This window comes from Pseudomonas sp. B21-053, from assembly GCF_026016365.1.
GTDB lineage: Bacteria > Pseudomonadota > Gammaproteobacteria > Pseudomonadales > Pseudomonadaceae > Aquipseudomonas > Aquipseudomonas nunensis.
This window is the reverse complement of sequence record NZ_CP087205.1, coordinates 3282960-3298191: the sequence shown is the minus strand read 5'-3', so window position 1 is coordinate 3298191 and position 15232 is coordinate 3282960. Positions and strand designations below refer to the sequence as shown.

General features: G+C 60.9%; 9 protein-coding genes and 1 pseudogene. 6 read left to right on the top strand and 4 right to left on the bottom strand.

What is annotated here, in order from left to right:
- Positions 1-40: 40 nt before the first annotated feature.
- The 4 genes from LOY68_RS15190 to LOY68_RS15175 all read left to right on the top strand — a co-directional run bounded on the left by LOY68_RS15190 (position 41) and on the right by LOY68_RS15175 (position 6076).
- Complete coding sequence (locus LOY68_RS15190; RefSeq protein WP_265045596.1) at positions 41-799, top strand: PIG-L deacetylase family protein; 759 nt, start codon at positions 41-43, stop codon at positions 797-799.
- A gap of 272 nt (positions 800-1071) precedes the next feature.
- Positions 1072-1836 carry an endonuclease/exonuclease/phosphatase family protein gene (locus LOY68_RS15185; protein ID WP_265045789.1) on the top strand — a complete coding sequence of 255 codons (765 nt, stop codon included), beginning with the start codon at positions 1072-1074 and terminating at the stop codon, positions 1834-1836.
- 150 nt (positions 1837-1986) lie between these two features.
- Positions 1987-4686 (top strand): autotransporter outer membrane beta-barrel domain-containing protein, encoded by a 2700-nt coding sequence (locus LOY68_RS15180; protein WP_265045595.1) that lies wholly within the window; start codon positions 1987-1989, stop codon positions 4684-4686.
- Between the two features lie 322 nt (positions 4687-5008).
- Complete coding sequence (locus LOY68_RS15175) at positions 5009-6076, top strand: autotransporter outer membrane beta-barrel domain-containing protein (protein WP_265045594.1); 1068 nt, start codon at positions 5009-5011, stop codon at positions 6074-6076.
- A 115-nt stretch (positions 6077-6191) separates the two neighbouring features.
- Here the strand turns inward: LOY68_RS15175 and glgB are convergent, their stop codons facing one another.
- From glgB to LOY68_RS15160, 3 genes and pseudogenes are all read right to left on the bottom strand, one after another.
- On the bottom strand, positions 6192-8423 hold the full coding sequence (gene glgB, locus LOY68_RS15170) for a 1,4-alpha-glucan branching protein GlgB (protein WP_265045593.1): 2232 nt from the start codon (positions 8421-8423) through the stop codon (positions 6192-6194).
- A pseudogene (treS, locus tag LOY68_RS15165) lies at positions 8420-11768 on the bottom strand (maltose alpha-D-glucosyltransferase). Before treS ends, glgB begins: the two are co-directional and overlap by 4 nt.
- Positions 11769-11951: 183 nt before the next feature.
- Complete coding sequence (locus LOY68_RS15160) at positions 11952-13949, bottom strand: alpha-1,4-glucan--maltose-1-phosphate maltosyltransferase (protein ID WP_265045592.1); 1998 nt, start codon at positions 13947-13949, stop codon at positions 11952-11954.
- Positions 13950-14166: 217 nt separating this feature from the next.
- Between LOY68_RS15160 and LOY68_RS15155 the strand changes: the two genes are divergently transcribed.
- Positions 14167-14331 carry a hypothetical protein gene (locus tag LOY68_RS15155; RefSeq protein ID WP_177331432.1) on the top strand — a complete coding sequence of 55 codons (165 nt, stop codon included), beginning with the start codon at positions 14167-14169 and terminating at the stop codon, positions 14329-14331.
- Here LOY68_RS15155 and LOY68_RS15150 read toward each other — a convergent pair.
- A complete protein-coding gene (locus tag LOY68_RS15150) occupies positions 14321-14827 on the bottom strand; it encodes an MgtC/SapB family protein (protein ID WP_163909950.1) in 507 nt (168 codons plus the stop codon). The genes LOY68_RS15155 and LOY68_RS15150 overlap by 11 nt on opposite strands.
- Positions 14828-14948: 121 nt before the next feature.
- Between LOY68_RS15150 and LOY68_RS15145 the strand changes: the two genes are divergently transcribed.
- Entirely contained in the window at positions 14949-15182 is a 234-nt protein-coding gene (locus tag LOY68_RS15145) for a DUF3203 family protein (RefSeq protein WP_054046461.1), read from the top strand.
- The last annotated feature ends 50 nt before the right edge of the window (positions 15183-15232 follow it).

Here is a 15232-nt window from a genome sequence, read left to right as displayed (position 1 = left end):
AACGCATGACTGAGGGCGAGACACAACAAGGACGTAACCCATGAAACCGGTTTACCTCAACGAAAGTACCCTGCCTTCACAGATCTGGAACAACGCGCCACAACTCGACAACATCCCGGTGATCAACACCCAGACCCTGGTTCCCGAAGGCGCACGCGCCGTGCTGATCGCCCCCCATCCCGGCGATGAAGTGGTGATGTGCGGCGGTTTGCTGCAGCTGTTGTCCACCCTCGGCCACCCCTTGCAATTGATCTCGATTACCGACGGCAGCGCCAGCCACCCCGGCTCGCAGCAGTGGTCGGAGAAACGCCTGAGCGTGTTCCGCCCCCAGGAAAGTGTCGAAGCCTTGCGCCGTCTCGGATTACCGATGCACAGCCTGAAATGGATTCGTGGCGGCTTCACTGACAACGCCTTGGCTGAACGCGAACAACAACTGAGCCACTACATCGCGCGCTACCTGCGACCGGGGGACGTGGTGTTCAGCACCTGGAGTGAAGACGGCATCGATGACCATGATGCGGTCGGCCGGGCTGCCGCCAGGGCCGCGGCGATTGTCGGTGTGGCGTACCACGAAATCCCGGTCTGGGCCTGGCACTGGCCGATGCGCGAGCAAGGGCAGATCCCATGGCACCGGGCGCGCAAGGTCCGTCTGGACACCTGGACCATCGCCCGCAAAAGCCACGCCACCCATGCCTACGCCAGCCAACTCGACGGCGAACCCGCCATCGGCATCGCCCCGCTACTGCCCAGGGCGCTGCTGGAGCGAATTCGATTGCCATATGAAATCGTGTTTGTCTGAGAGCGCTATTCTCCAAACAACGATGTACCCCTGTGGGAGCGAGCCTGCTCGCGAATGCAATATGCCAGTCAATATTGATGGTGACTGAACAGCCGCATTCGCGAGCAGGCTCGCTCCCACACTTGATATGTCGTGGACACAGGTTTTGTGGATACACACCTTATCGAGGTTATCCCGGCAATCGGGCTGAACTGCCCGCCCCCGCATCAGTCGCATTACTTGAGCAGCCCTGATTTAGAGGAGCCAACGTGACCAGCGATTCGCTCAAGACCATGCCACTGAACACCCCCACAGCGATTCATCGACTGCGAGTGCTGACGGTCAATACCCACAAAGGCTTTACCGCGCTCAACCGGCGTTTCATCCTGCCGGAGTTGCGCGAGGCGGTACGCAGTACCTCGGCGGACCTGGTGTTTCTGCAGGAAGTGGTCGGTGAACACGAGCGGCACTCTTCTCGCTACAACGAATGGCCGCAGATGTCGCAATACGAATTCCTCGCCGACAGCATGTGGAGCGATTTCGCCTACGGCCGCAACGCGGTCTACCCCGACGGTCACCATGGCAATGCGCTGCTGTCGAAGTACCCGATCCGTGAATTCCGCAACCTCGACGTTTCGATCACCGGCCCCGAGCGCCGTGGTTTGCTGCACTGTGTGCTGGACGTGCCAGGGCACGCCGAAGTGCATGCGATTTGCGTGCATCTGAGCCTGCTCGAAAGCCATCGCCAGTTACAGTTGCAGTTGCTCTGTCAATTGCTCGAATCCCTGCCCGACGATGCGCCGGTGATCATCGCAGGTGATTTCAACGACTGGCAGTTGCAGGGCAATGCCGCCCTCGCCCGGCGCGATTATCTGCACGAAGCCTTCGAACGCCATCATGGTCGCCCCGCGAAGACCTACCCGGCGCGCTTCCCCCTGTTGCGCCTGGACCGGATCTACCTGCGCAATGCCACCAGCCATAATCCCCGCATACTTGGTAACAAGCCCTGGACGCATCTGTCGGATCATTTGCCGCTGGCGGTTGAAGTGCATCTGTGATCAGCCCCACGACCTGATTGATCAACGCTGCCCCTCCACCTGTCATGTCTGACAGTAGCGACGCTGTAAGGTGGTTGCTACGCTGTGCCTGTCCATATCGGACCACCGCGCAGCCAAAGGCACTTTGGCCGGCACTGTGGGGAGACAAGCATGATTTCTTCGACACAACGACCAAAGTACGGGGCCTGGATTGCTTCGGCCTGCTTATGTCTGGGCGGCACACAGGTCTCTTATGCCAGTTGCACGCTCACGCCGTCGTCCGGCAATGACTCCTTCATCTGCGACAGCGGCACCAGCGGCCCATTGACCGACTTGTCCGGCAGCAACAGCCTGAGCTTTCCCGCCAACGGCACCGGGCGCATCAACGGCAACGTGACGTTCGGCGCCGGGATCGACTCGGTGCAGATGGACTCCGGCACCCTCGCCGGCGCACTGGATCTGGGCAACGGCAACGACAGCCTGCGCATCACGGGCGGGCAGATCACCGGCGCCGTCAGCCAGGGCAATGGCATCGATGATTTCGCCATGCTCGGCGGGACGATCCAGTCCCTCGCCCAGGGCGACGGTCGCGACACGTTCCTGATGACTGGCGGCACGATCACCGGCGCGTTCGAGGACGGCGACGTGGCGAGGATGACTGGCGGCAGCATCGGCCGGGTCGACATGAAGCTCGACAACAATATTTTCGACCTTTCCGGCGGGCAGATCCTCGGCAACCTGGTCACCGGTTTCGGCACCGACACCATCATCGTCTCGGGCGGACGCATCGGCGGCAACCTCAGCGTCAGCGGCGGCAACGACAGCATCACCGTGACCGGCGGCGAGATCGTCGGCGAAATCCGCGCCAGCACCGGCGACGACAGCCTGATCTGGAATGGCGGCGGCATTATTCGCTCGGCGATCCTGATGGCCGACGGCAATGACCGCGCCACCCTGAGCAATCTGGACGAAAGCACCCTCGCCTTCACGCCGAGCCTCGACGGCGGCCCCGGCAACGACCTGCTGACCTTCGACCACACCACAACCTCCAGCGCCGCGCGCTATATCAACTGGGAAACGGTCACCCTGAGCAACGGATCGCAACTCGACCTCGCCGGCAACCTGGTGCTGGGCGACAGCGCCAGTGGCACCGGTGTGTTCAACATCGACGGCAGCAGCACCCTGACTTCCGTCCAGGGCAGCATCCGGCCATTCGCCGCCAGCCAGTTGGCGACGTTGAACAACGCCGGTGTGATTGACCTCACGCGCAGCAACAGCCGCACCGACGACAGCCTGACGGTGCAAGGCAACTACGCTGGCAACAACGGCCAACTGCTGTTGCAAAGCGTGATCGGCGTCGACAATTCCCCCAGCGACAAACTGGTGGTCAATGACGGCACCTTGACCGGCAGCACTGTGATCAGTGTCAGTAACCTCGGCGGCCTCGGCGGCCTGACCCAACAGAACGGCATTCCGTTGGTGTTGGCCCAAGGCACGGCCGTCAGCGAGAACAGCGCGTTTGTCCTTAGCGGCCCGATATCCGCTGGCGCCTACGATTACCGTCTGTTCAAGGGTGGCGTGACCGTGGGCAGCGAGAACAGTTGGTATCTGCGGTCGGCGGTGGTCGCACCAGCGGTCATAAGCGTTCCCAATCCCGATCCGGCCTTGCCACCGATCATCGTTCCGCTGGCGGCGACACCCGTGGCAGCCGAGACGCCAACGATCGTGAGCATTCCCAACCCCGACCCGACTTTGCCTCCGATCCTGGTTGCGGCCGCCGCGACGCCGACGGTCATCAGCATTCCCAACCCTGACCCAGCGCTGCCACCGATCCTGGTCACGGTACCGGCGGCACCGGTCGGCAGTTCGCCGCTGCCGGTAGTGCCCGCCGCGATACCGGGCGCGGCGCCGATCCCCTTGTACCGCCCGGAAGTCCCGACCTGGTCAGTGTTGCCGCCCGCCGCCGCGCAACTGACCCTGAGCGCCCTCGGCACCTTTCATGATCGTCAAGGCGATCAGCGTCTGCTCACCGAAACCGGGGCACTTGGCGCCGGTTGGGGACGGGTCTATGGCAAGAACTTCGACCAGACCTGGGCCGGCACGGTGACGCCACGCCTCAACGGCTCGCTGAACGGTTTTCAGGTGGGCAACGATCTGTACAGCTCGCAAACCTCGGGCGGGCAAACCAAGCGCATCGGCTTCTTTGTCGGCCACACCCGTTTGCAGGGCGATGTCGATGGTTTCAACCAAGGTTTTGAAGGCAAGCGTGCCGGCAGCGTCGAACTGGAAGGCGACAGTTACGGTGTGTACTGGACGTTGACCGACCCCAAGGGCTGGTACGTCGATACGGTAATCATGGGCACCCGGTTCGACGGCGACAACCGTTCCGAACGCGGCCTCAAGCTCGACAACCGTGGCCACGCCCTGACGCTCTCGGCCGAGGCTGGCTACCCGCTCGCGCTGGCCGGCAACTGGGTGGTGGAGCCCCAAGTGCAAGTGATTCACCAGAAAATCTCCCTGGACAGCCAGGACGACGGCATCTCCCGGGTGTCCTTCGACTCGGACGGCGCCTGGACCGGCCGCCTCGGCGCTCGTCTCAAGGGTCGCTACGAACTCAGTGGCCGCCCGCTCGAACCGTACCTGCGGGCCAATCTGTGGCAGACCTTTTCCGGGACCGACACGGTGACGTTCGATCAAGTCGACCGGATCGAGAGCCAGCAGAAATCCTCCAGCGCCGATCTCGGTGTGGGGGTGATCCTGAGCCTCGCCTCCTCCGTCAGCGTGTACGCGAGTGCCGATTACACCCGCAATACTGACAGCAATCAGCTGCGTGGCGTCGTCGGCAACCTGGGTATCAGGATGAGTTGGTAGGTGTTTAGCCAACTATCAAAAGCGCGTGTCTCGACGGTTTGCTGATGATTTTTTGTACAAACAATCACTTATGGACACGCCGGAAAACAGACACTTGTAATCGCTAAAATAGCCCTACCACTTATCGGCCATTTTCTTGACGCAAGGTCTCGGGTCTTCTTAGCTACACGTTACTACCCCGGAAATACAACCCGGGACAAACCTTCAGACACCCGTTAAAACGGGCGGCCACAGGCTTGCCCCACTCCATTCGGTCGCCCCTCATTCGGGGTAGGAGAGACGCCAAAAGCGAGAACGGCATGCGTGTGCAAGGTAGACCTCCATGAAAACTTCATTCACCCCACAAGAGATCAAAATCACTTTTTGCACCGTCTCGAGCACACTCCTGCTCTGTTCGTCGATGGACGTACAGGCCGGCCCTGCCGAGGATGACACCGCCCCCTGGTATCGCCAGGAGGTTCCGACACTGACCTTGCCCAATGTCGCCGCCACCTACCCGGGCCGCTATACCTTCAGCCCGGACTTGCGAAGTACACGCCTGACCACCGAAGACGCCGCACCGGCTGCCTGGGATCAACTCTATGGGCAGGCGTCACGCCAGGCCCAAGCCGATGTACAGTCCTCGGGGTTTGCGATCCCCGGCTCGGATGATTTCAAAGGTCCGGCCCTGCTGACCCTGCAAAGCGGCAGCGGTCATGTGCAGCGGGTCGGACTGATCGGCGGCATCAGCCAATACCAGGGCAATAGCGATGGCCTGATGACCAGCCGCGCGATGGTCGACCCCGGCAATGACACCCTCAACCTGCAAGGCCAGAGCCTCGGCGCCTACTGGAGCCTGACCGGGCCCCAAGGCTGGCACGTGGATTTGACCGCCAGCGGTGGCCGGGTCAACGGTTACAGCCGTGACGCCCAGGGCATGCGGCAAACCGCCGAGGGCAGCGCGATGACCGTTTCGGTGGAAGGTGGCTTCCCCATCGGCCTGGGCGAGAACTGGGTAGTCGAACCCCAGGCGCAATTGATCAATCAGCGCATCACCCTGGACACGCCGTATGCCGGCGCCAACAACGCGAGCTCCAGCGACCTGTCCTCCTGGAGCGGCCGGGTCGGTGCGCGATTGAAAGGGAGTTACGCCATTAATGGCCTGCCGGTCGAACCCTATGTGCGGACCAACTTGTGGCACACGGTCTACACCGGCAATACCCTAACGCTGGACCAGGTGGACAAGATCAGCAGCAGCCGCAATTCATCTACGGTCGAATTGGGTTTGGGCTTGGTCGCCAGGGTTTCGCCCACAGTCAGCCTGTACGTCAGTGCCGATTACAGCAGTGACGTGGATGACAATGATTTGAATGGATTGATCGGGAGTCTGGGGGTTCGGATGCGGTGGTGAGAGGAATTAGTGACTGGGCTGACGCCTTCGCGAGCAGGCTCGCTCCCACAATTGAAATGCATTCCAATGTGGGAGCGAGCCTGCTCGCGAAGAACGATGACGCGGTGCTAGAGGATCAACCCTCCGGCCGCAGGATCAACACCGCCAATGGCGGCAGGTTCAACACCAGCGACAGTGCCTGGCCATGGCTCGGCTCTTCCTCGGTAAACGCCCCGCCGCCATTGCCATAGTTCGAACCGGCATAAGTGTCGGCATCGCTGTTGATCAGCTCGGTCCAGCGCCCGGCGAACGGTACGCCGATGCGATAAGCCTGACGCGGCACTGGCGTGAAGTTAGCCACGACCAGCGCCGGCCGGCCGTCCTTGCTCCAGCGCATAAACGCGTAGACGCTGTTGACCGCATCATCGCCGATCAACCACTGGAAGCCCTGCGGCGCATCGTCCTGATCGTGCAGCGCCGGTTCTTCGCGGTACAACCGGTTCAAATCACCGACCAGTTTCTGCACACCTTTGTGCTCGGAGTACTGCAACAGGTACCAGTCCAGTTGCTGATCGTGATTCCACTCGCGCCACTGGCCAAACTCGCAGCCCATGAACAACAGCTTCTTGCCCGGATGCGCCCACATGAAACTCAGGTAAGCGCGCAGGTTCGCGAATTTCTGCCAGCGATCGCCGGGCATCTTGTCGATCAGCGAATGCTTGCCGTGTACCACTTCATCGTGGGAGATCGGCAGGATAAAGCGCTCGGACCAGGCATAGACCAGGCCGAAACTCAGTTCGTTGTGATGATGCGCGCGGTACACCGGATCCTGCTGGATGTAATGCAGCGAATCGTGCATCCAGCCCATGTTCCATTTGTAATCGAAACCGAGGCCGCCCTGCTGGGTGTCCTGGCTCACGCCTGGCCACGCGGTGGATTCTTCGGCGATCACCAGCGCACCCGGCGCTTCGAGATTGACCACGTCATTCAGATGGCGCAGGAAGTCGATGGCTTCCAGGTTCTCGCGACCGCCGTGGCGGTTCGGCACCCACTCGCCGGCCTTGCGCGAGTAGTCGCGATAAAGCATTGACGCCACGGCATCGACCCGCAGGCCATCGACGTGGAAATGCTTGAGCCAGTGCAACGCCGACGCCAGCATGTAGCCGTGCACTTCGGTGCGGCCCAGGTTGTAGATCAGCGTGTCCCAATCCTGGTGAAAGCCTTCCATCGGGTTGGCGTACTCATACAGCGCCGTGCCGTCGAACTGCGCCAGACCATGGGTATCCGTCGGGAAATGCGCCGGCACCCAATCGAGGATCACGCCGATGTCAGCCTGGTGGCAGGCGTTGACGAAGGCAGCGAAGTCATCCGGCGAACCGTAACGGGCGCTCGGGGCAAACTGCGACAGCAACTGATAACCCCAGGAACCGCCAAACGGGTGTTCCATGATCGGCATCAGTTCGATGTGGGTGAAACCGAGTTCCTTCACATACGGAATCAACCGTTCGCCCAGTTCGTGCCAGGTGTACTGGCGCGCGACTTCGCCCAGATCGTCCAGCTCGCATTGCCACGAACCGGCGTGCAATTCATAGATCGACAGCGGTGCACTGGGCTTGTGCTTATCAGCGCGTGCCTGCATCCACTCATGGTCCTGCCAATCGATGCTCAGCGGCGCCGCGACTTTCGAGGCGGTGTCCGGCGGCAATTGCGTGGCCAGGGCCATCGGGTCAGCCTTGAGCGGCAGAATCCCTTGCGAGCCGAGGACTTCATACTTGTACGCTTCCCCTGCTTGCAGGCGCGGGATAAACAACTCCCAGACGCCGGTCGGATGGCGCAGGCGCATCGGGTGACGGCGACCGTCCCAGACGTTGAAATCACCTACCACAGACACCCGCTTCGCATTCGGCGCCCACACGGCAAACCGCACGCCATCGACGCCATCCACGTTCTTCAGTTGCGCGCCGAGGCAGGCACTGAGATCGCGGTGATTGCCTTCGGCGAACAGGTACAAGTCCATCTCGCCGAGCAGCGGCCCGAAGCTGTACGGATCTTCCGCGACTTGCTCGCCACCGGCCCAACGGGTACGCAGCACATACGGCCGCGCCCGGTCGAAGTGGCCAACGAACAGCCCCGGCGTCTGGGTGGCTTCAAGGTTGCCCAGCTCTTCGCCGGAATCCTTGGCCAATACCTGAACGCTCAGGGCGTCCGGCAGATAAGCACGAATGAATTGGCCGCCATGGTCATCGGCGTGAGGGCCGAGGATTGAAAACGGATCGTGGTGTTCGGCGCGTACGAGCGCGTCAATGTCACGCGCCTTGGGCAACAGCGCTTCTTTGTGATGCCCCTGTTCCTTGTTCGAGAAACTCATGAATACTCTCCACCAAGATCGGAAAAGGGTTTAAGCCCACTCAATAACCCATATAAACCGTGCAACGGCACCGGCAGCCAAGTGGGGCGATTCTCCGCCTCATAAGCCACCTCATAGGCCGCCTTCTCCAGGCCAAACAACGCCAGCGCGGCATCCTCGCCTTCAGGATCTTGCCACGCATGAGCAAGACTAGCTGCCGCCAGCCGATAAGCGTCGATAAATGCCTGTTGTGCTTCATTCAGATAGCGATCAGCCACCCGTTGCCGCGCCGCTTGGGCATCGGCGGTGTTGTCAACGTTGTGCACGTTGATCGCCATCGCGGCGGCGTAGTCGAAGGAACGCAACACGCCGCTGACATCTTTATACGGACTGTGCTTGCCGCGACGTTCGCTCAGCGGCCGTGCCGGCTCGCCTTCGAAGTCGATCAGGTAAGCGTCGCCCTTGATCACCAGCACCTGGCCCAAATGCAAATCGCCATGGACCCGAATGCGTAAACCACCGGTAGCCTTTTTGCCCAGTTCCTGGACATGGCTGATGATGATTTTTTTGTTGTCCAGCAAGCGAGTGACCAGCGCTTTGTCCGCCGGGTTCAATTCGTTTTGATGCTGCTTGAGCAACTTCAATGAATGTTCCAGCTGCGCCGCCACGTCCTTGGCCGAGGCCAGGGCTTGTTTCTCCGTGGTGACCTGCGGAGCGAAGTCCGGGTTGTCGGTGGTCGAGGCCAGCACCACGTGCATTTCCCCGAGACGCTGGCCGAGCATGCCGGCGAAATCTTTCAATTCACCCAAGGCGTTGTAGTGCTGCTCCTGCTCGGACATGGCGTCGGCCATTTCATCGCGCAGCGCCCGCTCGAGATTGTTCTGGGTCCATTCCCAGGCATCGCCCTGATTGCTCAAGTAGCCCTGGGCAATCATCAGCAGGTTGTCTTCGCCCTGAGCGTCGCGGCGAATCACCGAACCCAGCAACGGCGAAATGTTGGCGAACCCGGCGTTGGTCAGGTAGGCGCTCATCTCCAGTTCCGGGTGCACGCCCGAGGCGACCTTGCGGATCAACTTGAGCACCATGCCTTTGCCGACCACCACCGAACTGTTGGACTGTTCGGCGGACAGGTAACGCACTTCGGATTCCGCCGTCAGACCAAGCTTGGCCAGTTGCGCGGTCGGTTCGAAACGGATTTCGCCACCATCGGACGGCAACACGGTGTTGCTGTGCATGCCCTGCACCACCGCGCGGATAAAGTTTTCCAGGGCAAACGCGTCGGTGATCAAACCGACCTGCGGCCCACGTCGAACCCGGGACAACGCCAGTTGTTGCGGCAAACGGCGCGCCGACCTGATCTTCGGCAATAAAGCCGAACGGCAGTTGATAACGGCTGGTCTGGCCGCCGCTGGTGACTTCGATTTCGCTCAGCAACACCGGATGCTGCGGATCGCCGAAGCGCACGCCATAAGCGATATTGACCTGCTCGATCGTCGCGTCCTTGCCGGCGAACCAGCGACGGTTCTGCAGCCAGTTCGGCAGGATGCCCTGCTCCAGCGTGCCGCGAGACGGCGCTTCGAGCAGTTCTTCCATGCGTTTCTTCAGCACCAAAGTGGTGAAGTCCGGCAGGCTTTGCGCCGGTTCCACGTGCCAGCTCGGCATTTGATTCTCCGCTGCCAGTACAAACCAATAGAAGCCGTACGGCGCCAGGGTCAGGAGGAAATTCAACTGGCCGATCGGCGGGAAGGCGTTACCGCCCAACATTTCCACCGGGACCATGCCGGCGTAGGCCGACAGGTCGAGTTCGGCCGCTTGCGCACTGCGCGACACGTTGGCCACGCAGAGGATGATTTCGTGCTTGCCATCGGCCCCGGTGAATTCACGGGTATACGCCAGAATCCGTCGGTTGCTCGGCGAGAGCATTTTCAGCGTGCCACGCCCGAAGGCCTTGGATTGTTTGCGCACGGCAAGCATGCGTCGGGTCCAATTCAGCAGCGAATGCGGGTCGCCGGCCTGGGTTTCGACGTTGACCGACAGGTAACCGTATTGCGGGTCCATGATCGGCGGTAGCACCAGGCTGGCCGGGTCGGCGCGGGAGAAGCCGCCGTTACGGTCGATGGACCATTGCATCGGCGTGCGCACACCGTCGCGGTCGCCAAGGTAGATGTTGTCGCCCATGCCGATTTCATCGCCGTAATACATCGTCGGCGTGCCAGGCATCGACAGCAGCAGGCTGTTGAGCAGTTCAACACGGCGGCGATCACGCTCCATCAACGGCGCGAGACGGCGGCGAATCCCCAGGTTAATCCGCGCCCGACGGTCGGCCGCGTAGTAATTCCACAGGTAATCGCGCTCCTTGTCGGTGACCATTTCCAGGGTCAGCTCATCGTGGTTGCGCAGGAAAATCGCCCACTGACAGTTAGCCGGGATCTCTGGGGTCTGACGCAGGATGTCGGTGATCGGGAAGCGGTCTTCCTGGGCCAGCGCCATGTACATGCGCGGCATCAGCGGGAAGTGGAACGCCATGTGGCATTCGTCGCCATTCAGGCCTTTTTTATCGGTGTCGCCGAAGTACAGCTGCGTGTCTTCCGGCCATTGATTGGCTTCGGCCAGCAACATGCGGTCCGGGTAATTGGCATCGATTTCGGCACGGATCTGCTTGAGGACGTCGTGGGTCTCGGGCAGGTTTTCGTTGTTGGTGCCGTCGCGTTCGATCAGGTACGGGATCGCGTCCAGGCGCAGGCCGTCGATGCCCATGTCCAGCCAGTAACGCATCACCGACAACACCGCTTTCATGACTTGCGGGTTATCGAAGTTCAGGTCCGGCTGGTGGGAATAGAAACGGTGCCAGAAGTATTGGCCGGCGACCGGGTCCCAGGTCCAGTTGGACTTTTCGGTGTCGAGGAAAATGATGCGGGTGCCGTCGTACTTTTGATCGTCATCGGACCAGACATAGAAGTCCCGCGCCGCCGAGCCTTTCTTGGCCTTGCGCGCACGCTGGAACCAGGCGTGCTGGTCGGAGGTGTGGTTGATGACCAGCTCGGTGATTACCCGCAAACCACGGTTGTGCGCCTCGGCGATAAAGCGCTTGGCGTCGGCCATGGTGCCGTAATCCGGGTGCACACCACGGTATTCGGCGATGTCGTAGCCGTCATCGCGGCGTGGCGAAGGATAGAACGGTAACAACCAGATGGTGTTGACGCCCAGGTCGGCAATGTAATCGAGTTTGGCGATAAGACCGGGAAAGTCGCCGATCCCGTCATTGTTGGAGTCGAAAAAGGATTTAACGTGAACCTGGTAAATCACAGCGTCCTTGTACCAGAGCGGATCCTTGATGAACGTTGTGGCCTTGGGTTTCTTCGCCATTTGAAACTCCTGTTAATTCGATAAAACCGGTAAGGCGCAATACCTGCCTCTGTAGGAGCTGCCGAAGGCTGCGATCTTTTGATCTTGATTTGTGCTGCGGCATACATCGCAAAAGATCAAAAGATCGCAGCCTTCGGCAGCTCCTACAGGGTCATCCCGCAGAGGTGCTGCCTCAGGGGGTATTCAGGAAGTGGTAATCCGCCAAATCCCGAACGGCTGGTGGGCCGGGTCGATGCGCATGGACTGGTACTTGCCGTACCACGTCCAGCGATGGCCGCTCATCAAATCTTCGCCTTGGGTCTGGGCATCGTCGGGCAAGCCCATTTCCCACAGCGGCAGTTCGAAATTCGCTTCCTGGACGTTGTTCGGGTCCAGGCTGACGGCCACCAGAATGAAGTTGCTGCCATCGGCGCTGCGCTTGCCGAAATACAGGATGTTGTCGTTCCAGGCGTTGTAGATCTTCAGCCCCAAGTGCGTGTGCAGCGCCGGGTTCTGCCGGCGGATGCGGTTGAGCTGGGCGATCTCGGCAATGATGTTGCCCGGCGCATTGAAGTCCCGAGGGCGGATCTCGTACTTCTCGGAGTTGAGGTATTCCTCTTTGCCCGGGATCGGTGCGGCTTCGCAGAGTTCGAAGCCCGAATACATGCCCCACAGGCCGGAGCCCATGGTCGCCAGTGCCGCGCGAATCAGAAAACCGGCGCGCCCGGATTCGTGCAAGAACGCCGGGTTGATGTCCGGGGTATTCACGAAGAAGTTCGGGCGGAAGCATTCACTCCAGGGCGACTCATTGAGTTCACTGAAGTAGGTCGCCAGCTCAGCCTTGGTGTTGCGCCAGGTGAAGTAGGTGTAGCTCTGGGAGTAACCGACCTTGCCAAGGCGCGCCATCATCGCCGGGGTGGTAAAGGCTTCAGCGAGGAAGATTACTTCCGGGTGCAGCGCCCGCACATCGGCAATCAGCCATTGCCAGAACGGCAGCGGTTTGGTGTGCGGATTGTCGACGCGAAAGATCTTCACGCCCTCCTCGACCCAACCGACCACGATGTCGCGCAATTCCACCCAGAGGCTGGGGATCGCGTCAGCGGCGTAGAAGTCGACGTTGACGATGTCCTGGTATTTCTTCGGCGGGTTCTCGGCGTATTTGATCGTGCCGTCGGGACGCCAGTTGAACCAGCCTGGATGCTGTTGCAGCCATGGGTGATCCTGGGAACACTGGATGGCGAAGTCGAGGGCGATTTCCAGCCCATGGTCCGCCGCTGCAACCACCAGCCTGCGGAAGTCTTCGCGGGTGCCGAGTTCGGAGTGAATCGCCTCGTGGCCACCTTCGGCGCTACCGATGGCATACGGGCTGCCCGGATCGTCAGGGCCGGCAGTCAGCGAGTTGTTCGGGCCTTTGCGGTAGCTGCGGCCGATCGGGTGGATCGGCGGGAAGTACAGCACGTCAAAACCCATGTCCTGGATCATCGGCAGCCGCGAGTGCACATCGTTGAACGTGCCGTGGCGTGCCGGATCGTCGGTGATCGAGCGCGGGAACAACTCGTACCAACTGGCGAACTGGGCGATTTCCCGTTCGGCATCCAGCGGGAATTCCTGGCTGAGGCTCAGGTAGGCGCGATGATCGGCCTCGGCCATCAGGTCGGCGCTACGCTGGTGCAGGAACAACGCGACCTGCTCGGTTTCGAGCAGCGCGGATAATTCATGGTGCAGCCCGGCGAGTTGTTCGCTGAGTTGCCCTTCGCTGCGCTCGGCGGCTTGCTGGACCATGGTCCGGCCTTCCTGCAATTCCAGGCTCACCGGCACGCGGGCAGTGTGTTTCTTTTCCAGCTCATAACAGAAGCTGGCGAACTGATCGATCCAGGCTTCAATGCAGAAGACATGACGGCCCTGGCGTTCGACGCGGAACCGGCCCTCCCAGCCGTTGTTGCCCAGGTCGGCCATGGTTTCGCTGTGCCAGGACTCTTCGCCCTCGCCACGCCAGCGGATGCGTACGGCCAGTTTATCGTGACCGTCGGCAAAGACTTTGCCGGTGACCAGCACGTCCTGACCCACCACGGCTTTGACGGCAAACAGTCCGCCATCGAGGGTGGGCATCACGCTTTCAATCGCAATGCGCGGCAGCAATAAAGCCTGCGACAGCGGCATGTGCGGGTTGTAACTGAGTTCGGTCGGTTTTTCAGCGATCATCGAGCATCTCTCCTTTACGCCCCAAGGACGCTCTTTTGCTTGATGTCCATCCACATGGGGCGTTCTGTCCCGGAATGAACTCACTTAGGTTCCGAGCGACGGGCGCCGGTAAAAGTTCACGGGGATTTGCCTGAGTATTAGCGGGAATCAAATCCTGTGTGCGGTGGTCAACAAACTTAAGCACGAGTTACGCCATGTGCCACAAGGAGGCTTCACGATGAGCATACCGATCCCCGCTGAAACGCCAGATCCGAACATCGACAACCCGACGATTCCGCCGACCGAACCGGACCCGGTGCCCGAGCAAGAGCCACCGGGCACTACCCCGCCGCCCATGGAAGAGCCACCGGCCACCATGCCGCCAGTGATCGTCAGTCCTTAGGGCTACGATCTCTGTCGAGCATGCGCACCACCGCTGGCATGACGCTGAATATCGCTAATGCCAGCAACGTACTGAGCACCGCCGTCGCTTCGCGCCCCAACCCGGCGGAAACCCCAATCGCCGCGGTCATCCACAACCCGGCGGCGGTGGTCAGGCCTTTCACGTGACCCTCGTCGCCCTCGGTGTTCTTCAAAATCGTCCCGGCACCGAGAAAACCGATCCCGGCGATCACGCCTTGCACCACCCGACTCATGGCATCCGCCTGGGAGCCGGACATCTGCGGCACCAGCACAAACAGCGCCGCGCCCAACGCCACCAGCATGTGCGTGCGCACCCCGGCGGCCTTGCCCTTTTGCTCGCGCTCGAAACCGAGAATGCCGCCCAGCACAGCGGCCATCAGCAACCGCACGGTAATGCGCGTCAGTTGCGAAGCGTCGCCAACGTCGGCGAACTCCGCTTGCAGCGTCACCCAAACTTCATGCCACCAGGCGTCCATGGCGCAGTCCTTGTAATGATTGATAGAAGATGGACCGCGCCGACCATTAATCGGTTGCACAGAACGATGACCGTCCCGGGCGACCTAACGTTTTAGTCTCCGCTGAAAAAAGGACAGTCCTATGACCGTGCGCATCGAAAACCAGACCTGCTTTTTCACTGTCGAAAACGGCGAAGAAATTCGCCTGTGCCCCGACGTCACCATCATCACCGACTCGGAAAAAGCCATGTCGGCCGTGGAGCTCAATGGCCAGCGCGTCTACATCACCGAAGCAGAAGCCGACGCGTTAACCGTAGCAGGCGCTGTCGATGGTCGTAAGCATTTGAAGGCCACCGACAGTGATTCGGTGATTTGACTGACCCGGATCAACAAGCGCTGCGGACGCCTGGGATAGGCGCCCGCAGC